Genomic DNA, 23,161 nt, shown 5'->3' on the forward strand with positions numbered 1-23,161 from the left:
GGCTCCTCGCCCGTACGGGACGCCTCTTCGCTGCCGGGTCAGCCCAGGCGCAGGTGGTGCAGCATCAGCAGGGCCGCCGCCATGTTCGCGGCGGGCACCTCGCCCCGGGCGATCATGTCCGGGACGACCTTCAGCGGTATCCACTCGCGGCGCGAGGACTCGAAGGCGTCCTGCGGGGGGCCGGTCCAGTGCGCCTCGTCGGACCAGTACAGGTGGTGGCGGGCGTCGGTGAGGCCGTTCGACGGTTCCACGGTGAGCAGCGGGCGCAGCGGGCCGGGGCGCCAGCCGGTCTCCTCCTCCATCTCGCGGGCCGCTGCCGACGCGATGTCCTCGCCGTCCTCGACGACGCCCGCGGCCAGTTCCCACCCCCAGCTGTCGGTGATGAACCGGTGCCGCCAGAGCAGCAGCACCTCGTTCGCCTCGTTGACCACGGTGGCGGCCGCGACGGGTCGCAACCGGATGACGAAGTGGTCGAGATGGCTGCCGTCGGGGAGCTGGACGTCCGCCAGATTCACCCGGAACCACGGGTTCTGATACACATTCTGTTCGCTTAAGTTCGTCCACTGCACGGTTCTGCCGCCTTTCGACATGTTGGGGTCAACATGTCAGCAGGCTCGACTGCCGGAGGGAGCGAACGACGGGGCGTCGGCAGAGCTCACAGAGGCACGCGGAGCGCCTCGTCGATGAGGTCGGTGGTCCCCACCGCGTCGGAGCAGCCGCTCGCGGCCAGTTCGCGCCGGACCTGCCGCAGCCGGTCGCGCAGCCGCTGGGACTCCATCCCCCGGGCCCTCATCGCCATTTCGGCCGCTGTACCGGCCGCGCGGTCGGGCTCGCCCTGAAGCAGCTCGATATGACTCAACATCGCGAGACGGTGCACGCGCCCCCGGTCGTGCGCCGGGGCGCGCACGGCGGAGGCCGCGTGCTCCCGGGCGGCGGGCAGGTCCCCGAGACCGAGCAGCGCCTCCGCCACCTGGACGTCGACCAGACCCGGCTGGACGTACCCGGTCTCCTCCGGCTCCCGGCCGGTGTGGATCCGGCCCGCCTGCGCCTCCGCCCGCCCGATGCAGGCCCGGGCGCTCGACGCGTCTCCCAGCCGGGCGTACGCCTTGGCCTGCATGGCGTGCAGATCGGCGGCGAGGGCGGGGGTGATGTGACCGCCGGCGGCCCGCAGCGCGGCCTCGGCGAAGGCGATGGAGCGGCGATGGTCGCCGAGGAACAGCGACTGGGTGACCAGCAGGGCGATCACATAGCCGCCGAGCCCCCGGTCCCCGCTGGACTTCGCGAGCCGCAGCGCCTGGTGGAAGTAGCGTTGGGCCAGTCCGTGGGCGTCGGAGTCGTAGGCGCAGATGCCCGCCACCGCCACCAGTCCCGCCGTCGCCCGGTGCAGGCTCCGGCCCAGGGCGTCGCCGTAGCCGCCGCGCAGCAGCGGCGCGGCCTCCGCGTTGAGGAAGCGGACGATCCGGGACCTGGTCGCGATGCCGCCCGTCTTGCGGTACATCTGCTCGTAGTGGTCGCGGGCCGACTTGAGCATCGCTATGTCGGCCGCACCGACCCGGCCCGGCCCCGGCCGTGAGACGTCGATGTCCTCCGGGGGGTTCTCCCACTCCCAGACCGGCATCACCGCCGGGGTGCCGGTGACGGCGGGCACGGTGGCCAGGTGCGGGCGGCGCTGCTCGTCGGAGCGCCACAGGGCGGTGGCCCGCTCGACGAAGCCGGAGAGGGAGGCGCCCTCGGAGCCGACGTCCGCCCCCGACCCGGCGAAGGCGCCCATCCCGACGTCGTCGAGCCCGACGGGCCGGCCCAGCCGGCCGGCCAGCACCTCGCAGATCAGGTCGGGAACCTGCCCGCGCGGACGCTGGCCCTTGAGCCAGCGGGAGACCGCCGTGTGTTCGTACCGCAGGCTCAGCCCGCGGGTCAGGCCCGCCCGGTTGACGTGACCGGCGAGGCCCGCACGGGACACACCGGCCTCCTCGATCAGGGCTTCGAGCAGGACATTGGGCTCCATCGTCCCCCCAGGTGCGTGTCGCAATAGCCTAGTGGAGCACGATTCACACGGGGTGTGAACGGAATGCCCGAACCCTCCCTCCGTGTGCTCTGCCGCGCGGATCCCGGGCTCGGTTGAATGAGCTCCCTCGCAAGAGGCGGCCGGGTCGTCGGCTCCCCCTCGTAACGGCCTACGACCCGCACCCGCGCCGTCCGCGCTGCTGACCTGCCCGACACTCCGAGGCAGCGCGGACGGCGCCCGGACCGCACGGCCCACTGACCGACGACGAAGGAGGGTGGCTGCGGAACGGACGGCGGAACCGCGTTCCTCCCGGTTCCGGCTCCGGCTCCGGCGTGTGGTCCCACCGTCGCTCGGCGGGATGGAGAAGGGGCGTATCCGGTGGCCGGATACGCCCCTTCTCAACGCCTCGGCGCGTGAGGACTACGCCCCGCGCAGCACCGCGCCCGTGCGCTCGGCGGCCAGGGCCACCGCGCTGTCGCGGGCTGCCGAGGCCTCCTCGACGGTCAGGGTGCGGTCGGCGGCGCGGAAGCGCAGCGCGTACGCCAGGGACTTGTTGCCCCCGCCGATCTGCTCACCGGTGAAGACGTCGAACAGCCGGAGCGATTCGAGCAGTTCACCCGCGCCCTCGCGCAGCGCCCGCTCCACGTCGGCGGCCGGGACGTCTCCGGCGACGATGAGCGCGACGTCCTGGGTCGCCACCGGGAAGGTGGAGATCCGGGGTGCCTGGAGTGCTCCGTCGACGGCCTTCTCCAGGACGTCCAGCTCGACCTCGGCGGCGCAGGTCCGCTCGGGCAGGTGGAGTGCCTTGATCACGCGCGGGTGCAGTTCGCCCGCGTGTCCGAAGAGGGTTTCCTCGCCGTCCACGGTGACGTACAGCGCGGCGCAGCGGCCCGGGTGCCACGGGGCGTGCTGGTCGGCGCGGACGACGACCTCCACACCGGCCTCCGCGGCGATGGACCGGGCGGCCTCGACGGCGTCCGCCCAGGTAGCCGGGGTGCCCTTGCCCCACCAGCCGGACCGCTCACGGGCGCCCGCGAGGACGACGGCGGCGCGGCGCGGCTGACGCGGCAGGGCCGCGTCCAGGGAGGCGATCTCCTCGTCCGTGGGGCGGCGGTCGACGGGCAGCCGGGCTGCGGCCGTCTCCTCGCCGGTCGGCCTGAAGACCAGGCCGGTCTCGAAGAGCGCCAGGTCGTGGCTGCCGCGGCCGTCGTTGCGCCGCAGCGCGCCGAGGAGGCCCGGCAGCAGCGTGGTGCGCAGCGCCGGCTCCTCGTCGGAGATCGGGTTGACGAGCTTGACCGTGCGGCGGCGGGCGTCGTCCGCCCCCAGGCCGAGCTGGTCCAGGACCGCGTCGCCGATGAACGGGTAGTTCAGCGCCTCGACGTACCCGGCTCCGGCCAGCACCCGGCCGACGCGGCGGTGCAGCCGCTGGCGGTCGGTGAGGCCGCGGCCGGAGGGGGGCGTCGGCAGGGTGGAGGGCAGGTTCTCGTAGCCCTCCAGCCGGATGACCTCCTCAACGAGGTCGTTCGGCTCGTTCAGGTCGGGCCGCCAGGACGGGACGGTGACGATCAGCTCGTCCTGCCCGTAGACGTCGCAGCCGACCTCCTGGAGGCGGCGGACGACGGTCTCGCGGCCGTACTCCACACCGGCCACCCTGTCCGGGTGGTTCGCCGGCATCGCGATGGTGCGCGGCGCGGACGGGGCGGTGATCTCGGTGACCCCGGCCTCGGCGATGCCGCCCGCGAGGAGGACCAGCAGGTCGACCGTACGCTGGGCGGCAGCGGCGGCGGCCTGCGGGTCCACGCCGCGCTCGAAGCGCTTGGACGCCTCGGAGGACAGCTTGTGGCGGCGCGCGGTGCGGGCGATCGAGATCGCGTCGAAGTGCGCGGCCTCGATGACGACCTCGGTGGTGAGGGCGTGCTCGCCGCCCGCGTCGGCGATCTCGGTGTTGGCACCGCCCATGACGCCCGCGAGGCCGATCGGCCCGCGGTCGTCGGTGATGACGAGGTCCTCGGCGTCCAGCACGCGCACGGTGCCGTCCAGCGTGGTGAGCTTCTCGCCCTGCGCGGCGCGGCGCACGCCGATCGGCCCCTCGACCCGGGTGCGGTCGTAGGCGTGCAGGGGCTGGCCGAGCTCCAGCATCACGTAGTTGGTGATGTCGACGGCCAGCGAGATGGGCCGCATCCCGGCCTTCTGGAGACGGCGCCGCATCCAGATCGGGGAGCGGGCCTCCGGCTGGAGACCGGTGACGGTGCGCGCGGTGAAGCGGTCGCAGCCGATCGGGTCACTGATCTTGACCGGGTAGCCGTACGCGTTCGGCGCGGGCACGTCCAGCAGCGCCGGGTCGCGCAGCGGCAGCCCGTACGCGATGGCGGTCTCCCGGGCGACGCCGCGCATCGAGAGGCAGTAGCCGCGGTCCGGGGTGACCGCGATGTCGAGGACCTCGTCGACGAGCTGGAGCAGCTCGATCGCGTCGGTGCCGACCTCGTGCTCCGGCGGCAGCACGATGATGCCGTGCGTGCCGTCGTCGCCCATGCCGAGCTCGTCGGTGGAGCAGATCATGCCGTGCGAGGTCTTGCCGTACGTCTTGCGGGCGGCGATCGCGAAGTCGCCGGGCAGGACCGCGCCCGGGAGGACCACGACGACCTTGTCGCCGACCGAGAAGTTACGGGCGCCGCAGACGATCTCCTGCGGTTCGCCGGTGCCGTTGGCGGTGCCGACGTCGACCGTGCAGAAACGGATGGGCTTCTTGAACCCCTCCAGCTCCTCGATGGTCAGGACCTTGCCGACGACCAGGGGGCCCTTGAGGCCCGCGCCGATCTGCTCGACGGTCTCGACCTCCAGGCCGACGGAGACGAGCTTGGCCTGTACGTCACGGCCGGTCTCCGTCGCCGGCAGGTCGACGTACTCCCGCAGCCAGGAAAGCGGGACGCGCATCAGATCTCCATCCCGAACGGCCGGGTGAACCGGACGTCACCCTCGACCATGTCTCGCATGTCTTCGACGTTGTGGCGGAACATGAGCATCCGTTCGATGCCGAACCCGAAGGCGAATCCGCTGTACTTCCGGGGGTCGACGCCACAGGCGACGAGCACCTTGGGGTTGACCATGCCGCAGCCGCCGAGCTCGATCCAGCCCTCGCTGCCGCAGGTGCGGCAGGGGCGGTCCGGGTTGCCGACGGACTCGCCGCGGCAGACGTAGCAGACCATGTCCATCTCGGCGGACGGCTCGGTGAACGGGAAGTAGTTCGGCCGCAGCCGGGTCTTCATGTCCGGTCCGAAGAGCGCCTGGACCATGTGGTCGAGGGTGCCCTTGAGGTCGGCCATGGTGAGCCCCTCGTCGACCGCGAGCAGCTCGATCTGGTGGAAGACCGGGGTGTGCGTGGCGTCCAGCTCGTCGGTGCGGTAGACCCGGCCGGGGCAGACCACGTAGACGGGGGGCTTGCGCTCCAGGAGCGTGCGGGCCTGCACCGGCGAGGTGTGCGTACGCAGCACGACGCCGGACTCGTCGCCCTCGGTCGCCTTCCCGACGGGCGTGGTGCCCCGCACGAAGAAGGTGTCCTGCATCTGCCGGGCCGGGTGGTCGGGCACGAAGTTCAGGGCGTCGAAGTTGAACCACTCCGCCTCGACCTCGGGGCCCTCGGCGATCTCGTAGCCCATGGCCACGAAGACGTCCGCGACGCGCTCCATGATGGTCGTCAGGGGGTGGCGGGCGCCGGCCGGAGTGCGGTCGTAGGGCAGCGTGACGTCCACGGCCTCCTCGACGAGCACCCGGGCGTCCCGCTCGGCCTCCAGCTCCGCCTGGCGGGCGGCGAGGGCCTTGGAGACGGCGCCGCGGGCCTGGCCCACGCGCTTGCCCGCCTCGGCCTTGGCCTTCGGGGGCAGGGCGCCGATCTCGCGGTTGGCGAGGGACAGCGGCGAGGTACCTCCGGTGTGCGCGGTCTTCGCCTGGGCGAGCGCGTCGAGGTCGCCGGCGGCGGCGAAGGCGGCGAACGCCTCGTCCCGCAGGCGCTCGATCTCTTCCGGTTTCAGTGCCTCGACCTCGACTGGGTCGTACGACTTGTTCGGTGCCGACATCTCTTCCCGTGCTTCCGATTGGCTGGTGGCGCGACCCGGCTGGAGACCGCTGGACGCAAAGGTGCCAAAGGTCGAGTCTAAAGGCCGCAGGACGGTCGGGGCGCCCGCGGGCTGCTCACACCAGGTAGGCGGGCATGCTCACGGGCAGAACAAAGCGGAACTCGGCTCCGCCGCCGGGCCCCCGGTCGACGGTGATGGTGCCGCCGTGGGCCTCGACGATGCCCTTGACGATGTAGAGGCCCAGCCCCGTGCCGCCGCGCTTGCTCCCCCGCCAGAAGCGGGTGAAGACACGACCCATCGACTCCTCGGGGATGCCGGGGCCTTCGTCGCTCACGGTGACAGCCGTTCCCGTCTCGTCGTTCGCGCCCGGCGCGGGTGCCGGGGCGATCTCAATGGTGACGGTTCCCTCACCGTGGCGCACCGCGTTTTCCAGCAGGTTGCCGAGGACCTGGTCGACCTTGTCGGGATCGGCCCACAGCGCGGGCAGGGGCCCGCGGGCCCGGACCCGGAAGCGGTCGGGCTCCTGGCCGCCGGTGATGAGCGCCTGGATGTGCCGGGCCACGGCGGCGGAGACGTCGACGGGCTGGCGGCGCAGCTCCAGGCGGCCGGAGTCGATGCGGGAGATGTCGAGCAGTTCGGCGATGAGCCGGGTGACCCGGCCGGCGTCCGCGTCGACGGTCTCCAGCATCAGCCGCTTCTGGTCGTCGGTGAAACGTTCCCACTTGGCGAGCAGCGTGGCGGTGAACCCCTTGACGGAGGTCAGCGGGGAGCGCAGTTCGTGGGCGACGGTGGCGATCAGCTCGGCGTGGCTGCGTTCGGTACGCCGACGGGCCTCGGTTCCCCGCAGCGAGACGATGACCCGGCGCACCGGGCCGAGCGGGTGCTCGCGGACGTAACGGGCGGAGACCAGCACCTCACGGCCGCCGGGCAGCAGCAGGTTGCGCTCGGGCTGGCCCTTGCGGGTGGCGAGACCGCCGTACGGGTCGGTCAGGGGCCACCAGCGCTTCCCCTTGAGGTCCTCCAGCGGGAGGGCGACGTCCAGGGGACGTCCGATGGCGTCGGCGCGGGGGGTGGAGGTGATGCGGGCGGCGGCGGCGTTGAAGCAGACGACGTGCCCGCTCGCGTCGGCGACGACGAGACCGTCGGGAAGGTCGTCCGGGTCGATGGCCGGGACGTCCTGGCCGAGGCCGTCCGGACCGGCCGCAGACCCGTCCGGCTTCTCTTCCGCTGCCCGCGGTGCGGTGGTGTGCGCCGGTCGCGGCGAGCTCATGCCGACAGCCATCTTCCCGTATCCCCACCTCTCGAACCGGTGCAGTGGGCCCCCGAGTTCGTCACCCTACTAGTCGTCGGTGAACCGGCGACACCCTGTGGGGGCGCGGAGGGGAGTGCGCCGGTGGGAGGGGCGCGGGAATGGCCGGGATCGTGTGCCGACGGGCCCCCGGAACGGCGCTGGGTTACGCGTCGGGGGCGCGCCGGGGGCGCTGTGCGCGGGCGGAGGCGTACAGGCAGACGGCGGCGGCGGTGGCGAGGTTGAGGCTCTCCGCCTTCCCGTGGATGGGGACGCGGACGACGGCGTCGGCGAGCGCGCGGGTCTCCTCGGGGAGCCCCCAGGCCTCGTTGCCGAAGACCCAGGCGGTGGGGGTGCCCATGGTGCCCGCGTCCAGCTCGTCGTCCAGGTCGTCGGCACCGGCCCCGTCGGCGGCGAGGATGCGCACCCCGGCGTCCCGGAGGCCCTGAACGGCCTGTTCGACGGGAACGCCGACGGCGACGGGCAGGTGGTAGAGCGAACCGACGGAGGCCCGTACGGACTTGGGGTTGTAGAGGTCGACCGAGGCGTCGGTCAGGATCACCGCGTCCGCGCCCGCCGCGTCGGCGCAGCGCAGGACCGTCCCGGCGTTCCCGGGGTCACGCACGTTGGCCAGAACGGCCACCAGGGTGGGCTTCGCGGCGAGGATCTCCTCGAACGGGGTGTCCAGGAAGCGGCAGACGCCGATGAGGCCCTGTGGGGTGACGGTCTGCGAGACGTCGGCGAGGACGTCGTCGTCGGCGAGGTGCACCCGGGCGCCCGCGGTGTGGGCGGCCTCGACGATGTCGGCGTACCGGTCGGCGGCCTCGGGGGTGGCGAACAGCTCGATGAGGGTCGGCTCGCCGTCGCCGCCCCGGTGGGCGGCGGCCTCGCGTACGGCCTGGGGCCCCTCGGCGATGAACCTGCGCTCCTTGCCGCGGAAGTTGCGGCGGGCCAGCCGGCGGGCGGCGGCGACACGGGGGGAACGCGGGGAGATCAGTTCGGGGGTGCCCATGGTCGGCGGCGAGCCTCTCTGCGTACGGCTGTGGCGGTGTGGGGTGTCGTCGGCGGGATGGGTCGGCGGGTCAACGCACCGGACCCGCAGGCGGCGTGCGCCTGCGGGTCCGGTTCGCGTACCTGGAAGGGGGTGCCTGGATCAGGCGGCCTTCGGGGCGTTGACGTCGCTCGGGAGGGCCTTCTGAGCGACCTCGACGAGGGCGGCGAACGCGTTGGCGTCGTTGACCGCGAGCTCGGCCAGGATCTTGCGGTCCACCTCGATGTTGGCGGCCTTCAGACCCTGGATGAGGCGGTTGTACGTCATGCCGTTCTGGCGGGCAGCGGCGTTGATGCGCTGGATCCACAGCTGACGGAAGTCGCCCTTGCGCTTCTTGCGGTCGTTGTAGTTGTAGACCAGGGAGTGGGTGACCTGCTCCTTGGCCTTGCGGTACAGACGCGAACGCTGCCCGCGGTAGCCCTTGGCCGCCTCGAGAATTGCCCGGCGCTTCTTGTGGGCGTTGACTGCCCGCTTGACGCGTGCCACTTGTTAACTCCTTGTAGCGGGGCCGTGGGTGTCTTCACACGGCCCGGAAACGAATTGGTCCCGGTGTGATCGAGGTCGTGCCTCCGGGACGAGCCCGGAGGCCGAACCTCACTTGCCGAGAAGCTTCTTGATCTTCTTGGCGTCGGCCGGAGCCACGACGACCGTGCCGGTCAGCGAGCGGGTCTTCTTGGACGACTTGTGCTCGAGCAGGTGGCGCTTGCCGGCCCTCTCGCGGAGCACCTTGCCGGAGCCGGTGATCTTGAAGCGCTTGCTGGCACCGCTGTGCGTCTTGTTCTTCGGCATCGCGCCGTTCTCTCCTCGTCAGTGGCGCCCCTCACGGTGCGGGGCACCGGACTGCAGGGGCGTCAGATCTCTATGGGATTCCGGGGGGACCCGGGGCCGCCTGGATGGCAGCCCCTGAGGTCACGCCTCGGACGGTGTCTCGGCCGGAGCCTCGACCGCTTCGGCCGGAGCCTCGGCGGTGTCGCCCTCGGACGGAGCGTCGGTCGGGCCCTGACGCTCGGCCTTGCGGGCGGCCTGGGCCTCACGGGCCTCGGCCATGGCTTCGGTCTTCTTCTTGTGCGGGCCCAGAACCATGATCATGTTCCGGCCGTCCTGCTTCGGGTTGGACTCGATGAAGCCCAGGTCCTCCACGTCCGAAGCGAGACGCTGGAGCAGTCGGAAGCCCAGCTCGGGGCGGGACTGCTCACGACCACGGAACATGATCGTGATCTTGACCTTGTCGCCCTGCTTGAGGAACCGGACGACGTGACCCTTCTTGGTGTCATAGTCGTGCGGGTCGATCTTCGGCCGGAGCTTCATCTCCTTGATGACCGTGTGCGCCTGGTTCTTGCGCGCTTCACGGGCCTTCATGGCCGACTCGTACTTGAACTTCCCGTAGTCCATGAGCTTGCACACGGGCGGACGGGCTGTCGCCGCCACCTCGACCAGGTCGAGGTCATACTCCTGTGCGAGTTCCAGGGCCTTGGCAAGCGGAACAATCCCGACCTGCTCACCGCTGGGACCGACAAGTCGGACCTCGGGAACGCGAATCCGGTCGTTGATGCGGGGCTCGGCGCTGATGGATCCTCCTCGGTAGCACCACGCGACCGCCTGGCGGACAGCCGCGTAACGTCTTATAACGTCAAGACCAACCGACCGGAAGCGCAAAAATGCCCCGGACGGGACACAGGCGGGGCTCCAGGAACTACCGGAACACCGCCGCGGTCAACCGCGGGGCGCATCGGACGGCTCCATCGTCCGTACGGAACGATGGGGACCGTCTGACCGGTGACCCGCCGTCCGGTGAGGACAGTCAGGTGGGAGATCGGAGCCTCCACTTGTGGGCCGGGCACATAGATGTCCGGCCGGTCGTTACACAAGGTTAGCAGCCCGGCCCCGGGTGCGCTAATCCTGCGCCTCCCCCGGCATCGCCCCGGCATGGCACCACGATCGCCCCAGCTCTCCACCGGCGGCCTCGAAGCGGCTCCCGCGCGCGGGAGGGCGGTGGCCTGGCCTTATCGTGTGGGCATGAGTGACGCGACCCCCAGCAGTGAGAACCCCGGCTTCGACGACATGGCCCGCGACATCGCGGAGGTCCCCGCGGTCGAGGTGATCGTGACGGTCGCCGTCAACCTGATGAGCGCAGCCGCCGTGAAGCTCGGCCTCACGGAGGAGGGCGAGCAGCACAAGGACCTCGACGAGGCCCGCAAGCTGGTCCAGGCACTGGCCGGACTGCTGGACGCGAGCGCCACCGAGATCAGCACCTTCCACGCCTCGCCGCTGCGCGACGGCCTGAAGTCCCTCCAGCTCGCCTTCCGCGAGGCCTCGCTGGTGCCGGACGAGCCCGGCCACGGCCCGGGCGAGAAGTACACCGGCCCCGTCTACGGCTAGCCGCCGCCCCTTCCCGTACGCCAGGAAGCCCGCCGTCCCCCCGTGGGGCGGCGGGCTTCCGCGTGTGCGGCCGGCCGGAGCGGTTCCTCAGATGGCGTCCTCGGTCTCCGCGGGCATGACGTTGGGGTAGGGGTGGGTGAGCCGGTGGGCGTAGGCGGCGATCGCTCCGCCGACCAGCGGCGCGACGATGAACAGCCAGAGCTGGGAGAGGGCCGCGCCGCCCGCGAAGAGCGCTGGACCGAAGCTGCGCGCGGGGTTGACCGACGTGCCGGTCAGCGGGATGCCCACCAGGTGGATCGCGGCGAGCGCCAGGCCGATGGGCAGCCCGTCGAAACCGGTGACCGCCACCTTGTGGGTGACCGCGAGGACCACATAGACGAGCAGGAACGTCAGGACCACCTCGGCGAGGAACGCGCCGCCGATGTTGATGCCGACGGCCGACCGGTCGTCGTAGCCGTTGGTGCCGAACTCGCCGCTGGTCTCCAGGCCCGGGATCTGCTTCGCCAGCAGGAACAGCAGGGCAGAGCCGACGATCGCGCCGAGGAACTGGGCCACCCAGCGTTCGACGGCCGTACGGATGTCGATCCGGCCCGCCAGATACATGCCCAGCGTCACCGCGGGATTGACATGGCAGCCGGAGATCGGACCCAGCGCGTAGGCCAGCGCGAGGAGGGTGAAACCGAAGGTGAGGGCGATGCCCACCGTGCCGAGGTACTCGACGGCGACCACCGCGGACCCCACGGCGAAGAACACCAGCAACAGGGTGCCGAGGAACTCGGACGCCACGATCCGCTTCTGCATGGAACCACCTCGCGCGCTTGATCGGTCGGTCGGATTTCTCCGCAATCCCGACAATTCTCACGGCGGTGGGCGCTTGGCGCGCGTCGGCCCGGAATCAACCCGCGGCGTCAGCGGGCGAAGAGGGGCTCCCCCGGCGTGGCCGTGCCGGCCGGGAGAACGGCCAGATCCAGGCCGCTCACCAGCCGGGCCCGCAGTACCTCGCTGGCCGACAGCGCGCGGGCGATGCGCCGGGCCGCCTCGGCGGGCACGGCGTCCGGGGCGAGGACGAGCGCGAGGGTGCCGTCCGCGCTGCCGGGCCCGAGGTGGGCCCGGACCACGGCGGGATCGGCCGCCACGGTCTCCCGTACGGCCTCGATGACGGCGGGGTCCTGGAGCGGGTCGGTGCTGGTGCGGTTCTCGGCGAGGGCCAGGAGCGCCTGCCCGCTCAGCTCGAAGGCGACGGGCCCGGCGAGGTCCAGCACGACGGTGTCCGCCTTCTCGTGGGCGGCGGCCCGGAGGGCCTGGTGCAGTGGCACGGCGACGGGGCGCGCTTGCGGGTCCCAGAGCGCCAGCGACGCGGTCGAGGTGAAGGCGGGGAGCGCGCGCCGGTCGCCGGCCCGGAGGGTGGGCACGGCCATGTCGCTGGTCTTCTCGCGCCGGAGCCCGTCCTCGCCCTCCTCGACCTCGCCGAGTACGGCGACGACGGGAACCAGGAGCCGGGCGTCGCGCAGGGCCGTGAGGACCGGGCCGACGGCACCGCGGTCGCGGGACCAGGCGTCCAGGGCACGGGTCAGGGCGGGGGACGCCGAGCCGTCGTCGTCGGAGAAACCGGGGTCCGGGATGTTCTTGAGCTCCACGGGACGAGGGTAGTGCCTGGGGTCCCGCCGCTCGCCCGCAGGTGGGACTGCGGGCGAGCGGCGGGACGACGGGGGCCGGGTCTCAGCTTCCGGTCGCCCCGGCCAGCAGGGCGTCGGCCTCCTCACGGGCGTGGGCGACGGGGTCGGGGAAGACCTTCAGGCCGTGCGCGACCAGGGCCCCTTCGTGCAGCAGCATGAGCGTCCGCCCCAGCCGGTCGGCGGCGTCGGGGCCGGGGCCCTCGACGTCCCGGGCGAGCCGGGTGAACAGGTCCAGCATCCACTGCTTCTGGCCGGTGATGACCGCGTGCGCCGGGTGGGACGGGTCGCTGATCTCCGCGTGGGCGTTGACCATGCTGCATCCCTTGGAACCGTGGTCCGACATCCAGTCGCGCGAGGCGTCGAAGACGGTCAGGATCCGGGCGCGCGGCACGGGGGGTGCGGCGTCCAGACGCTCGGCGAGAAAGGCGCGCCAGCGTTCGTCCCGGTCGGCCAGGTACTCCACGACGACCTGCTCCTTGGAGCCGAAGCGGTCGTAGAGGGTCTTCTTGGTCACCCCGGCCTCGGCGGCGATCAGGTCCACCCCGACGGCGTGGATGCCCCGGTCGTAGAAGAGCCGCCCGGCGGCCGCCAGGGCCCGTCGCGCGGCAGGCGTCATCGTGATCCGTCGCAGCTCCTCGGAAGTACCCATGGCATCGAGTATACCGATCTGTATAGTCGAGAGGGTAGGTATACAGATCTGTATAGCGAGGTGCGCCATGAACGTCCTTCTCCCGGTCGCCTTCGTGCTGTGCTGGAGTTCCGGGTTCATCGGGGCCAAGCTCGGGGCCGGCGGCGCGTCCGCCCTCACGATCCTGATGTGGCGGTTCCTGCCGCTGACGGTCGTCCTGGCCGTGGTCGCGGTGACCGTCGCGCGCGCCTCCTGGCGGGGCCTGGGCGTACGGGACGTGGTCCGGCAGGCCGTGATCGGCGTGTTGTCGCAGAGCGGCTATCTGCTGACCGTCTATTACGCGATCCAGCTCGGGGTATCCACGGGCACCACGGCCCTGATCGACGGGGTCCAGCCCCTGGTGGCGGGGGCGCTGGCCGGACCGCTGCTGCGCAGCCACGTGACAGCCCGGCAGTGGCTCGGTCTGTGTCTGGGGGTGGCCGGGGTCGTCGTGGTCACGACGGCCGACGCCTCGGCCGCCGCCGGGGTGGCCGGGTGGGCCTACGCCCTGCCGTTCGTCGGCATGCTGTCGCTGGTGGCGGCCACCTTCCTGGAGAGCCGTTCCGCCATCCGGGTGGCCCCTTCGGTGTCGCTGACCGTCCACTGCGCCGCCAGCACCGTGGTCTTCACCGCGCTCGCCGTCGGCACGGGAACCGCGCTGCCGCCCGCCGAGCTCGCGTTCTGGGGCGCGGTCGGCTGGCTGGTGGTGCTGTCCACCTTCGGCGGGTACGGGCTGTACTGGCTGATCCTGAGGCGTTCGGGCGTCACGGCGGTCAACACGCTCATGTTCCTGATGGCCCCCGTCACGGCGGTCTGGGGAGCCCTGATGTTCGGGGAGCCGTTCGGCCCCCGGACCGCGCTCGGCCTGGCGCTGGGGCTGGTGGCGGTGGTCGTGGTGCACCGCGGGGCCGCCCCGCGCGCCGACGGGCACACCGGTGATCGGGCTCGCGGTCAGGCCGCGCGCGACCGGTCGGACGCGGTGTCCGGGGCGCCCCGGTGAGGCGCGGGCCGGTCCCGGGCGAATCGGTGAAGCGGCACGGGCCGGTCCGGGCGCGGTGCGCTCAGCGGCGGCCGGGGGCGTTCCGGCCGCGCCACAGGACGACGGCCGCGGCCAGCAGCGCCGCGCCGAGGCCGCCGGCGAGCGGGGCGGCCCAGTTGGCCGTCGCGTCGGCGGTGCGGGCCGGGGCCGGGCCGTCGCCGAAGTAACGCCCCCGGTGTCCCGCCGGGGCGGCCTTGGCGTCCAGGTCGGCCGGACGCAGTCGGGAACCCGCCTCGATGGCCTCCGCCGGGTCGACGATCCCGTAGCCGCGGGCGTCGTCGCGGCCCTGGGCGGGGGCGTCGCGGGCGGTGTCGGCGAGGAGCTTCTTGATCTGGGCCGGGTCGAGGCCGGGGTGGGCGGAACGGACCAGAGCGACCGCGCCGGAGACGAACGCGGCGGCGGCCGAGGTGCCCCACTCGATGTAGTAGTGCCCGTCCGGGTTGGCGACCACGATGTCGACGCCGGGAGCGCTGACCGTGGCATACCAGCGGCGGGTGGAGAACGAGGCGTGCGTACCGTACTCGTCGACCGCGGCGACCGCGATCACCCCCGGATAGGCGGCGGGGTAGGAGATCCGGTCCCCCTTCTCGCCGCCGTTGCCCGCCGACGCGACGACGGGGACGCCCTTGGACAGGGCGTACTGGATGGCCGCGTCCTCGCCGGGGTCGGGGTGGGCGGACTTGCTGTCGTCGCCCAGGGAGAGGTTGATGACGTCGGCGCCGTTGTCCGCGGCCCAGCGGATGCCGTCGGCGAGGGCGGCCCCGCGGGACTTGCGGGCCTTGGCCCGGGCGGTGTCCTTGGACTCCAGAATGACTCGGACCGGCAGGATCCGGGCCTCGGGAGCTATGCCGAGGACGCCGTCGGAGCGGCCTGGGCCGTTGCCGCGTCCGGCGATGATGCCGGCCATCGCGGTGCCGTGCAGGGCCCAGGAGGAGTCGCCGCGGGTGGCGCCGAAGCCGACGAGGTCCTTTCCGGGGAGCACCTGGCCCGTCAGGTCGGGGTGGGCGTCGTCGACCCCGGTGTCCAGGACGGCGACGGTGACGCCCCGGCCCCGGGTGGTCTCCCAGGCCCGGTCCGTGTGCAGGGCGTCCAGCGCCCACTGCTGGTCGCGGATGGCGTCCGCGTGGGCGGGCGCGGCGGAGGTGAGCGCGAGGACGGCGGCCGCGCAGACCGCGGCGAGGACGCGGTGGGGTCGTCGGGTCATCCGGGCTGCTCCGTGAGTTCGGCGACGTGCGTGCGCAGCCCGCGCTCCACCCGGTCCGCGATGCCCTTCGCCTCGTGGCCGAGCCCGGCCTGGGCGATGTCCGTCGTGGCGCCCGAGGCCATGGCGTCGGGCGCGGGCTGCGGGTCGGCGACGGTGCGCCCGTCCGCGAAGCCGGAGACGGCGAGGACGACGACCGGGATCTCGGTGAGCGGGTTGACCGTCCAGCTGGCGCGCTGCCGGTCGCCGAAGGAAGCCGCGGGCGTGCCCTCGGGAGCGTACGTACGGGGCATGAGGTCCTTGCGCGCGCCGAGCTTCTGCTCGGTGAACCGGGCGCGCAGTGCCTGCATGCTCGGGGCGTCGGCCTCGGTGAAGACCAGGCCGACGGTGGTGACGGCGGAGCGGGTCGCGTCGGTGTAGGTGGCGCGCACCAGCCGTTCGCAGCCGACGGACCGGAGCGTGGTCAGGAGCAGCGGGTCGAGCCCGTCCTTGCAGGTGCCGTCGGCGGCGACGGCGATCCGCGTCCAGGTGCGGTGGGTGCCACCGGGGCCCGCGCCCTTGCCCTGGAGGGTGCGTGGGAACAGGGTGTCGACGGGGACGCTGTGCCAGGCGCCGCGTGCGGCGGTGTAGGGGTTCCCGGTGGTCTCGGCCGAGGAGTCGCCGGTCAGCCATGCCCCGGTGACCGCCCCGCCGATCAGCCCGAGGCCGAGCACGACACAGGCGGCGGCGGTCGCGGTACGCCACCGCTGCCGGGGCCGGACCGGCCGCAGCCGGGTCGTGGTCTCGGCCGGTGTCTCCGGGAAGCCGCCGTAGCGGACCGGCGTCCGGTAGCCGCCGGGGGGTGGCGGAACGGCTCCCGGCGCGGGCGTCAGGTCGACGGCTCCGACGGGTCTGCGCCGGGTGACGGGCGGCGGGCCGGCGGGCGGTGCGGGACGCGGAGCGTGAAGCGAAGGGCTCGCGGAACCCGCGGAGGGCGGGGCCGGGTGCCCGGGCCTCGTGGAGGCAGGCGCGGGCGCGTACGTCCTGGCAGGCGCGGGCGGCTGGGCCTGTGGGACAGGAGGGGCCTGCGGGACAGGAGGGGCCTGCGGGGCCGACGGGGCCGACGGGGCCGGTGCGGCCTGCTGGACGTGAGTTGATGGCGGGGCAGAAGCTCCCGGTCGGGCCGAGGGGCCCGCTGGTGCTGCCTGCGGGGCCGGAGCGGAAGCGGCCGGTGTGGCTTGCGAGGCTGCGGCGGCCGGACGGGGGGAAGTTGCCGGGGCGGCCTGAGGGGCGGAAGCCGCCGCCCGGGCTGCGGCTCCCGGACGGGCCTGCGGGACCGGTGCAGCCGGACGGGCCTGCGGGGCGGCGTTGGCCGCCAGAGTAAAGCGGGTCGGCGGGGCCTTCGGGTCCAACGGAACCGGTGCAGCCGGTGGTACCTGTGCAGCCGGTGGTACCGGCGGGGCCGGTGCGGACAGGTGCGGCGCAGAGGCCTGCTGGGCCGGAGCCGGGGCCGGGGCTGCGGACGCTCCCTGCGGGACCGGTGCGGACGGGCGGGCCGGGGCCTCCGGAGCATCCTGCGCAGTGGCCTCCGGACGAACCTGCTGAGGCGGTGCGGTCCGTGGGGTCCGCGGAGTCTGCGGGGTCGCGGAAGCGGGTGCCGAGGGTGTGGGGGCGGACGCCGCGGGAGGGGTGGTCGGGCGGGGCGGCACAGGGGCGCGCTGCGCTTCGGTACTCATCCGGCCCCCCGCATACACGTCCTCGTACCGACCACGGATCACCGCCGCTGACAGGCCCGTTGGTGCTCGCGTGCACGTCACTCTACGGGCTGCGGGAGGGCGGCGGGGAACGGGACGCCCCGGTCGGCAGACGATCGGCGGACGATCTGTCCTGATCGTCCCCCTACCCAGCCGTAGCGGCTCTCTGGCAAGCTGCGGCCATGACTGCCCGCGCCGCTGACCGGACCCGCTACAACCGGGCCACCGCCCATCTCGACGCCCCGATCGCGATCGTCGATCTTGAGGCGTTCGACGCCAACGCCGACGATCTGGTGCGGCGGGCGGCCGGGAAGCCGGTCCGGGTGGCGAGCAAGTCGGTGCGGTGCCGGGCCCTGCTGGAGCGGGTGCTCACGCGTCCCGGGTTCGCCGGGATCATGTCGTACACGCTGGCGGAGTCGCTGTGGCTGGCGCGGGCCGGATTCGACGACGTCCTGCTGGCCTACCCGTCGGCCGACCGGTCCGCGTTCGCCGAGCTGGCCGCCGATCCGAAACTGGCCGCAGCCGTGACCGTGATGGTCGACGACCACGCCCAGCTGGAGCTGATCGACGCCTCCAGGGCCGGCGGCCGGGAGGAGATCCGGGTCTGCCTGGAGCTGGACACCTCGCTGCGGATGCTGGGCGGCCGGGTCCGGATCGGGGCGCTGCGCTCGCCTCTGCGCTCCCCCGCGCAGCTCGCCGAGCTGGCCCGCTCGGTGGCCCGCAGGCCGGGCTTCCGACTGGTGGGGCTGATGGCGTACGAGGGGCATGTCGCCGGGGTCGGCGACGCGCTGGCGGGGCGGCCGCTGCGGTCCCGGGCGATCCGGCTGATGCAGTCGGCCGCCCGCAAGGAGCTGGCGGTCCGCCGGGCCGAGGTGGTGCGGGCGGTCCGCGCGGTCGCGCCGGAGCTGGAGTTCGTCAACGGCGGCGGGACCGGCAGTGTGCAGCACACGGCGGCCGAGGACGCGGTCACGGAGATCGCGGCCGGTTCGGGGCTGTACGTGCCCCGGCTGTTCGACAACTACACGTCGTTCACCGGCCGGCCCGCGGCCCTGTTCGCGCAGCCCGTGGTGCGGCGGCCCGGCGTGGGCGTGGTGACGGTGCTCGGGGGCGGCTATCCCGCGTCCGGCGCGGCCGGCGCCGACCGCTCGCCGGTGCCGTATCTGCCGGAGGGGCTGCGCTACGACGCGCAGGAGGGCGCGGGCGAGGTGCAGACGCCGCTGCTGGGCTCCCCCGCCGACGACCTGCTGATCGGCGACAAGGTCTGGTTCCGGCACGCCAAGGCCGGGGAGCTGTGCGAGCGCTTCGACGCGCTGCACCTGATCGAGGGCGACCGGGTCACGGCGAGCGTTCCGACCTACCGGGGCGAGGGCCGGACCTTCCTCTGACACCTGGGGCCCGTGGGCGATCCGGGCTTCAGGGGCCGATGGACGCGCCCACGCCGGCGCTCGTCGCGCTGTCGCCGAGCGGGCGGATGCCCCGGGTGATCGTGTCCATCAGGGACAGCGGCAGGCCGGAGACCCCGACGTCGAAGGCGAACCTGACGATCACCGGTGTCCCGGCGCCCACCGAGGAGGGGAAGGCGAGGGACTGCACGTATCCGCCGGGCCCCTTGCCGGTGGTGACCTGCCAGCGCACCAGGTAGCCGGTGCGGCCGGCGACGGTCAGTTCCTGGGCCCTGAGCACCCTGTGGGACGTGATGCCGCCGTGGGTGCGCCGGCCGAGGCCGTCCTCCTCGTAGGCCTTGTCGGCCGCGGTGACGATGTCGGCCTCGGCCAGGGCTCGGACATCGGTCTCGCCGCCCCGGGCTGTGCGGGTGGTGACCGTGCCGTGGTAGCAGAACGCCGCGCCTCCGGGGCAGTCGTAGGACTGCTCGGTGCGGATGGTGGCGGCGTCGTCGGAGGTGTTCTCCGGCTTCTCCCAGCCCTTGGGCACCGGCAGGGTGACCCCGTTGAGCTGGTCGACGAGGACAGTGGGGTCCTCGTCCGGGTCGGGGTCGGCGGAGGAGGCGGTGGCCGTGGGGGCGGTGACGGGGGCCGCGGACGAGGTGGTCGCCGTCGGGGCAGCGGGCGTACCGCCCTCGTCGCGGCCCAGCAGCACGGACCCGGCTACGGCCGCGCCCAGGACCAGCACCCCGGAGAGCGTGATCGCCAGGACCTTCGTCCGGCTGCCGCCGCCGGATCCGTCGATCGGACCGCGCCGGTGCGGGAGCGGAGGCGACGGCGGGCCGAACCCCGCGGGTGCGGGCGGCTGTTCCGGTGCCGCGTGGGCGGCGGCGGGCGTGCGGGTGTACCCGGTCCAGGCCGTGCCGTCCCACCAGCGCTCAAGGCCGGATGCGCCCGTGTCCGGATACCAGCCGGGCGGCGTCGCGTAGCTCATGCCCTCACTCTAGGGTCCGGCTCCGACACGGCGGCCGGGGTTCGACGGGTTCGCCGGGTCAGGTGTCGCGGCCGGTCAGGGACAGCAGATCGCGGGCGGGGCCGGTGGGGCGGTGGCCCGCGGGCCAGACCGCGCGCAGTTGGCGGCGCAGCCGTACACCCGCGATGGGGACCTTGACGAGGCGGCGGGACGACAGCTCCTCGCCGAGGGCGAGTTCACTCAGGACGCAGGGGCCCGCGCCGCTCTCCGCCGCGCCCTTGACCGCCGTGGTGGAGGAGAGTTCCAGCAGCGGCTGGGCCAGCCCGCCGTGCACGGCGAGCGCGGCGTCCAGGACCTGGCGGGTGCCGGAACCGTGTTCGCGCAGGATCAGCGGGGTGACGGCGAGCTCGCCGGGCAGCAGCGGGGTGCGGCGGCGGGCCCAGGGGTGGCTCGGGGCGACCACGACGACGAGGCGGTCGTGGGCGATGACGGTGCCGTCGAGGCCCTCCGGTATCGACAGGCCCTCGACGAAGCCGAGGTCGGCCTCGCCGGTGACCAGGCGGCGGGCGACGGCCGCGGAGTTGCCGACGAGGAGCGAGACCGCGGTGTCCGGCCGCTCGCCGCGCAGGGCGATCAGCCAGCCCGGCAGCAGGTATTCGGCGATCGTCATGCTGGCGGCGACCCGCAGCCGGGAGTCGCGGCGGTCGCGCAGCGCCTGGGCGCCGGCGTCGAAGGCCTCCGCCGCCTCGACGACCCGGCGCGCCCAGTCGGTGACCAGCGCGCCCGCGTCGGTGAGCCGGGAGCCGCGCGGGGAGCGGTCCAGGAGGGCGACGCCGAGCCGGCGCTCCATGGACCGGACGCGGCTGGAGGCGGCGGGCTGGGTGATGCCGACGTCCCGGGCGGCCCGCCCGAGGCTGCCGTGCCGGGCGACGGCGAGGAGCAGTTCCAGCGCCCCGAGGTCGGGGACCCGGTGGGAGAGGGAAACGTGGGGTGCGTGTGCGTCGTCGCCGGTCATAAAGCCAGCTTATGACCTCATAGCAACGAGGTCCCTGGTGGGCGGGGGCCCGGCCGCGAAGAATCGTGGCATGACCATCTTTCCGGTGACCCGGACCGTTGTACCGTCGCCCCCCGCCGCGCTTTCGACCGGCCCGGCGGAGGCGCCCGGCGACGGGACGCGGCTGCCGTTCCTGCGGCACATCGGCCCCAACTGGTACGCGAGCGTCATGGGCACCGCGATCGTCGCGAGCGCCGGCGCGATGCTTCCGGTGGACGTTCCCGGGCTGCGCGCCGCGTGCACCGTGGTGTGGGCGCTGTCGGCCGTACTGCTGCTGGCCGTCCTCGCCGCCCGTACCGGGCACTGGCTCTGCCACCGCGACCAGGCCCGCACCCATCTGCTGGACCCGGCCGTCGCCCCGTTCTACGGCTGTCTGTCGATGGCGCTGATGGCGGTGGGCGGGGCCACGCTGACGGTGGGCCAGGACGTGGTGGGCGCGCGGGCGGCGCTCGCGGTGGACGTGGTGCTGTTCGTGGCGGGTACGGCGATCGGTCTGGTGGCCGCGGTCGTGGTGCCGTATCTGATGGTCGTGCGCCACCGTCCCGCGCCCGGGACCGCGTCTCCGGTCTGGCTGCTGCCGCTGGTCGCCCCGATGGTGTCGGCCTCGCAGGGCGCGCTGCTGGTGCCGCACGTCTCGGCCGGGCAGGGCCGCGAGGCGCTGCTGCTGGCCTGCTACGCGATGTTCGGCCTGTCGCTGCTGGCCACGCTGGTGGTGCTGCCGCTGGTCTTCTCCCGGCTGGTCCACCAGGGCCCGCTGCCGCTGGCGCTTACCCCGACGCTCTTTCTGGTCCTGGGGCCGCTCGGGCAGTCGACGACCGCCGTCAACCAGCTGGCCGACGTCGCCCCGGGCGCGGTCGGCGCTCCCTACGCCTCCGCGTTCGGCGCGTTCGCCGTGCTGTACGGGGTGCCGGTGATGGGCTTCGCGCTGCTGTGGCTGGCCCTGGCGACCGCGATGGTGGTGCGGGCCGCCCGGAACGGGATGGGCTTCGCGATGACGTGGTGGGCGTTCACCTTCCCCGTCGGCACGTGTGTGACGGGCGCGGCGGGTCTGGCGGGGCACACCGGTCTCGACGCGCTGACCTGGCTGGCGGTGGCGCTGTACGTGGCCCTGGTGGCGGCCTGGGCGGCGGCCGGGACGCGGACGGCGCTCGGGGTGCTCAACGGAGCGCTGACGGCAGCGCCCGTGCCGCCTCGGCCAGCGACGGCCCGTACCACGTGAGCAGCCGCCCGTCGACGAGTGCGGCGGGCAGGGCGGGGAACGCCTCGGGCCCGTCGTCCGCGGTGAAGCGGTAGGGCTCGTCGGGCAGCACGACCAGCTCGGCCCCGGAGGCGTTCAGCTCGTCGAGCGGGACGCGCGGGTAGCGCTCGGGGTGGTCGGCGTACACGTTGCGGACGCCGAGGCGGGCGAGGAGGTCGCCGGCGAAGGTGTCATGGGCGAGCACCATCCAGGGCCTGCGCCAGATCGGTACGACGGCGAGGCGGGGGCTCCCGGAGGGAGCGGGCAGGGCCGCCCAGGCGGCCCCCGCCTCGTCCAGCCAGCGGGGCCGGGCGAGCCCGCAGCCGTCGACGAGGACGCGGTGCAGTTCGGCGAGGGCCTGGTCCAGGGTGCGGACCTCGGTGACCAGGACGTCGAGCCCGGCCGCCCGGAGCGCTGCGAGGTCGGGGGCCCGGTTCTCCTCCTCGTTGGCGATCACGAGATCGGGGGCGAGGGCGGCGATCGCGGCCACGTCCGGGTTCTTCGTGCCGCCGATGCGGGCGGCGCTGAGATCCGCGGGGTGCGTGCACCAGTCGGTGACCCCGACGAGCAGCCCGGGTGCGGTGTGGGCGACGGCCTCGGTGAGCGAGGGGACCAGGGAGACGACGCGCACGGACGGGCCTTTCACGGGTGGAGGGAGAGTCGACAGCGCCCCCGTACGGACTCGACCCGTACGGACACGCCCCGTACGGACTCGGCACCGCACCGGGCGAACTCGTACGGGTCAGCGGCGCGAGTCGAACGTGGCGTCGATGTGTTCGGCCACCGCGACGACCAGGAGCCGGGTGGCGGGCACGGTGGCGCGCCAGCGGTGGCGGACCCCGCCGGAGAGGAACAGGGTGTCGCCGCGCTCCAGGCGGTGGACCTGGCCCTCGGCCTCGACGTCGACGGCGCCCTCGACGACGTACATCAGTTCGTCGTTGCGGTGCTGGAACTCGCGGCCGAGGTCCGGTTCGCCGGTGAACTCCAGGGCGCTGAGCTGATGCCGGCCGCGCACCAGGCGGCGTACGCCCTCGCCCTCCTCGGCCCGGACGACGTCGACGGCGCGCGCGGAGTCGGCGGCGGCCCGCAGACGCCCGGTGGTGGTCTCCAGCGCTTCGGCGACCCGGTCGAGGGAACGGGCGCTGGGGCGGGCGCGCTCGTTCTCGATCTGGCTGAGGAAGGGCACGGAGAGGCCGCTGCGCGAGGCGACCGCGGCCAGCGTGAGTCCCAGGGTTCTGCGCCGTCGGCGGACGGCGGCGCCCACCCGTGGTGTGTCCTTGTCGTCCATGTCCCGGCTCCCTCCCGCCTCCGCCATCCTCCCGGTTGCCAGCACCTTACGCACATGGTTGCGCACGACGTCCGGTAAACGACCCCGGGCAGCCGGAAGGGGTGGCCCCCGCCCG

The 23,161-nt window shown here is 73.5% G+C and carries 22 protein-coding genes; 4 read left to right on the top strand and 18 right to left on the bottom strand.

Annotated features, from left to right (window positions below; translation table 11 throughout):
• Positions 1-38: 38 nt before the first annotated feature.
• The 9 genes from ACIRJT_RS10450 to infC form a co-directional block, all read right to left on the bottom strand.
• The gene (locus ACIRJT_RS10450) at positions 39-569 is read right to left on the bottom strand and encodes an NUDIX hydrolase (protein WP_403907075.1); all 531 of its coding nucleotides are present in this window, start codon (positions 567-569) and stop codon (positions 39-41) included.
• Between the two features lie 86 nt (positions 570-655).
• Positions 656-2,005, bottom strand: a complete 1,350-nt coding sequence (locus tag ACIRJT_RS10455) for a transcriptional regulator (RefSeq protein WP_403907078.1) — start codon at positions 2,003-2,005, stop codon at positions 656-658.
• Positions 2,006-2,425: 420 nt separating this feature from the next.
• A complete protein-coding gene (gene pheT, locus ACIRJT_RS10460; RefSeq protein ID WP_403907080.1) occupies positions 2,426-4,939 on the bottom strand; it encodes a phenylalanine--tRNA ligase subunit beta in 2,514 nt (837 codons plus the stop codon).
• On the bottom strand, positions 4,939-6,078 hold the full coding sequence (gene pheS, locus ACIRJT_RS10465) for a phenylalanine--tRNA ligase subunit alpha (RefSeq protein WP_403907083.1): 1,140 nt from the start codon (positions 6,076-6,078) through the stop codon (positions 4,939-4,941). The genes pheT and pheS overlap by 1 nt, the downstream gene beginning before the upstream one ends.
• A 115-nt stretch (positions 6,079-6,193) precedes the next feature.
• Positions 6,194-7,360 (bottom strand): ATP-binding protein, encoded by a 1,167-nt coding sequence (locus ACIRJT_RS10470; protein WP_403907086.1) that lies wholly within the window; start codon positions 7,358-7,360, stop codon positions 6,194-6,196.
• Positions 7,361-7,532: 172 nt separating this feature from the next.
• Entirely contained in the window at positions 7,533-8,378 is an 846-nt protein-coding gene (locus ACIRJT_RS10475; RefSeq protein ID WP_217230050.1) for an RNA methyltransferase, read from the bottom strand.
• 141 nt (positions 8,379-8,519) lie between these two features.
• On the bottom strand, positions 8,520-8,903 hold the full coding sequence (gene rplT / locus ACIRJT_RS10480) for a 50S ribosomal protein L20 (RefSeq protein ID WP_007457565.1): 384 nt from the start codon (positions 8,901-8,903) through the stop codon (positions 8,520-8,522).
• 108 nt (positions 8,904-9,011) lie between these two features.
• Positions 9,012-9,206 (bottom strand): 50S ribosomal protein L35, encoded by a 195-nt coding sequence (gene rpmI, locus ACIRJT_RS10485; RefSeq protein ID WP_003970213.1) that lies wholly within the window; start codon positions 9,204-9,206, stop codon positions 9,012-9,014.
• Positions 9,207-9,326: 120 nt separating this feature from the next.
• Positions 9,327-10,043 (bottom strand): translation initiation factor IF-3, encoded by a 717-nt coding sequence (gene infC, locus ACIRJT_RS10490; RefSeq protein ID WP_382159413.1) that lies wholly within the window; start codon positions 10,041-10,043, stop codon positions 9,327-9,329.
• 390 nt (positions 10,044-10,433) lie between these two features.
• Between infC and ACIRJT_RS10495 the strand changes: the two genes are divergently transcribed.
• Positions 10,434-10,796 carry a DUF1844 domain-containing protein gene (locus ACIRJT_RS10495; protein WP_010057174.1) on the top strand — a complete coding sequence of 121 codons (363 nt, stop codon included), beginning with the start codon at positions 10,434-10,436 and terminating at the stop codon, positions 10,794-10,796.
• A gap of 87 nt (positions 10,797-10,883) precedes the next feature.
• On the opposite strand, the gene ACIRJT_RS10500 is transcribed toward ACIRJT_RS10495, so the two are convergent.
• From ACIRJT_RS10500 to ACIRJT_RS10510, 3 genes are all read right to left on the bottom strand, one after another.
• Positions 10,884-11,597 carry an MIP family channel protein gene (locus ACIRJT_RS10500; RefSeq protein ID WP_403907090.1) on the bottom strand — a complete coding sequence of 238 codons (714 nt, stop codon included), beginning with the start codon at positions 11,595-11,597 and terminating at the stop codon, positions 10,884-10,886.
• 107 nt (positions 11,598-11,704) lie between these two features.
• Entirely contained in the window at positions 11,705-12,433 is a 729-nt protein-coding gene (locus ACIRJT_RS10505) for an SseB family protein (RefSeq protein WP_403907092.1), read from the bottom strand.
• 82 nt (positions 12,434-12,515) lie between these two features.
• Entirely contained in the window at positions 12,516-13,121 is a 606-nt protein-coding gene (locus ACIRJT_RS10510; RefSeq protein ID WP_403907095.1) for a TetR/AcrR family transcriptional regulator, read from the bottom strand.
• Between the two features lie 67 nt (positions 13,122-13,188).
• Here ACIRJT_RS10510 and ACIRJT_RS10515 point away from each other — a divergent pair, with 67 nt between their 5' ends.
• Entirely contained in the window at positions 13,189-14,139 is a 951-nt protein-coding gene (locus tag ACIRJT_RS10515) for a DMT family transporter (RefSeq protein WP_403907097.1), read from the top strand.
• A gap of 61 nt (positions 14,140-14,200) precedes the next feature.
• On the opposite strand, the gene mycP is transcribed toward ACIRJT_RS10515, so the two are convergent.
• On the bottom strand, positions 14,201-15,382 hold the full coding sequence (gene mycP, locus ACIRJT_RS10520; RefSeq protein ID WP_403907100.1) for a type VII secretion-associated serine protease mycosin: 1,182 nt from the start codon (positions 15,380-15,382) through the stop codon (positions 14,201-14,203).
• Complete coding sequence (locus ACIRJT_RS10525) at positions 15,379-16,251, bottom strand: hypothetical protein (protein ID WP_403907507.1); 873 nt, start codon at positions 16,249-16,251, stop codon at positions 15,379-15,381. The genes mycP and ACIRJT_RS10525 overlap by 4 nt, the downstream gene beginning before the upstream one ends.
• Before the next feature lie 1,043 nt (positions 16,252-17,294).
• Between ACIRJT_RS10525 and ACIRJT_RS10530 the strand changes: the two genes are divergently transcribed.
• Entirely contained in the window at positions 17,295-18,497 is a 1,203-nt protein-coding gene (locus tag ACIRJT_RS10530; protein ID WP_403907102.1) for an amino acid deaminase/aldolase, read from the top strand.
• A 28-nt stretch (positions 18,498-18,525) separates the two neighbouring features.
• Here the strand turns inward: ACIRJT_RS10530 and ACIRJT_RS10535 are convergent, their stop codons facing one another.
• Together ACIRJT_RS10535 and ACIRJT_RS10540 are read right to left on the bottom strand one after the other, a co-directional pair.
• Positions 18,526-19,488 (bottom strand): DUF2510 domain-containing protein, encoded by a 963-nt coding sequence (locus tag ACIRJT_RS10535; protein ID WP_403907104.1) that lies wholly within the window; start codon positions 19,486-19,488, stop codon positions 18,526-18,528.
• A 58-nt stretch (positions 19,489-19,546) separates the two neighbouring features.
• Entirely contained in the window at positions 19,547-20,482 is a 936-nt protein-coding gene (locus ACIRJT_RS10540; RefSeq protein ID WP_403907107.1) for a LysR family transcriptional regulator, read from the bottom strand.
• 70 nt (positions 20,483-20,552) lie between these two features.
• Between ACIRJT_RS10540 and ACIRJT_RS10545 the strand changes: the two genes are divergently transcribed.
• Positions 20,553-21,740, top strand: coding sequence for a TDT family transporter (locus tag ACIRJT_RS10545; RefSeq protein WP_403907110.1), 1,188 nt, complete (start codon positions 20,553-20,555; stop codon positions 21,738-21,740).
• On the opposite strand, the gene ACIRJT_RS10550 is transcribed toward ACIRJT_RS10545, so the two are convergent.
• Complete coding sequence (locus ACIRJT_RS10550; RefSeq protein ID WP_403907112.1) at positions 21,679-22,389, bottom strand: helical backbone metal receptor; 711 nt, start codon at positions 22,387-22,389, stop codon at positions 21,679-21,681. The genes ACIRJT_RS10545 and ACIRJT_RS10550 overlap by 62 nt on opposite strands.
• A gap of 111 nt (positions 22,390-22,500) precedes the next feature.
• Entirely contained in the window at positions 22,501-23,046 is a 546-nt protein-coding gene (locus ACIRJT_RS10555; RefSeq protein WP_403907115.1) for a helix-turn-helix domain-containing protein, read from the bottom strand.
• Positions 23,047-23,161: the final 115 nt, after the last annotated feature.

Source organism: Streptomyces sp. NPDC102283 (genome assembly GCF_044766265.1).
Classification (GTDB): domain Bacteria; phylum Actinomycetota; class Actinomycetes; order Streptomycetales; family Streptomycetaceae; genus Streptomyces.

Bases quoted from the DNA above. Each gene is read 5' to 3' on its own strand.
- ACIRJT_RS10455 (WP_403907078.1), bottom strand. From the start codon at position 2,005: ATGGAGCCCAATGTCCTGCTCGAAGCCCTGATCGAGGAGGCCGGTGTG.
- pheT (WP_403907080.1), bottom strand. From the start codon at position 4,939: ATGCGCGTCCCGCTTTCCTGGCTGCGGGAGTACGTCGACCTGCCGGCG.
- pheS (WP_403907083.1), bottom strand. From the start codon at position 6,078: ATGTCGGCACCGAACAAGTCGTACGACCCAGTCGAGGTCGAGGCACTG.
- ACIRJT_RS10470 (WP_403907086.1), bottom strand. From the start codon at position 7,360: ATGGCTGTCGGCATGAGCTCGCCGCGACCGGCGCACACCACCGCACCG.
- ACIRJT_RS10475 (WP_217230050.1), bottom strand. From the start codon at position 8,378: ATGGGCACCCCCGAACTGATCTCCCCGCGTTCCCCCCGTGTCGCCGCC.
- rpmI (WP_003970213.1), bottom strand. From the start codon at position 9,206: ATGCCGAAGAACAAGACGCACAGCGGTGCCAGCAAGCGCTTCAAGATC.
- ACIRJT_RS10495 (WP_010057174.1), top strand. From the start codon at position 10,434: ATGAGTGACGCGACCCCCAGCAGTGAGAACCCCGGCTTCGACGACATG.
- ACIRJT_RS10500 (WP_403907090.1), bottom strand. From the start codon at position 11,597: ATGCAGAAGCGGATCGTGGCGTCCGAGTTCCTCGGCACCCTGTTGCTG.
- ACIRJT_RS10510 (WP_403907095.1), bottom strand. From the start codon at position 13,121: ATGGGTACTTCCGAGGAGCTGCGACGGATCACGATGACGCCTGCCGCG.
- ACIRJT_RS10515 (WP_403907097.1), top strand. From the start codon at position 13,189: ATGAACGTCCTTCTCCCGGTCGCCTTCGTGCTGTGCTGGAGTTCCGGG.
- mycP (WP_403907100.1), bottom strand. From the start codon at position 15,382: ATGACCCGACGACCCCACCGCGTCCTCGCCGCGGTCTGCGCGGCCGCC.
- ACIRJT_RS10530 (WP_403907102.1), top strand. From the start codon at position 17,295: ATGACTGCCCGCGCCGCTGACCGGACCCGCTACAACCGGGCCACCGCC.
- ACIRJT_RS10535 (WP_403907104.1), bottom strand. From the start codon at position 19,488: ATGAGCTACGCGACGCCGCCCGGCTGGTATCCGGACACGGGCGCATCC.
- ACIRJT_RS10540 (WP_403907107.1), bottom strand. From the start codon at position 20,482: ATGACCGGCGACGACGCACACGCACCCCACGTTTCCCTCTCCCACCGG.
- ACIRJT_RS10545 (WP_403907110.1), top strand. From the start codon at position 20,553: ATGACCATCTTTCCGGTGACCCGGACCGTTGTACCGTCGCCCCCCGCC.
- ACIRJT_RS10555 (WP_403907115.1), bottom strand. From the start codon at position 23,046: ATGGACGACAAGGACACACCACGGGTGGGCGCCGCCGTCCGCCGACGG.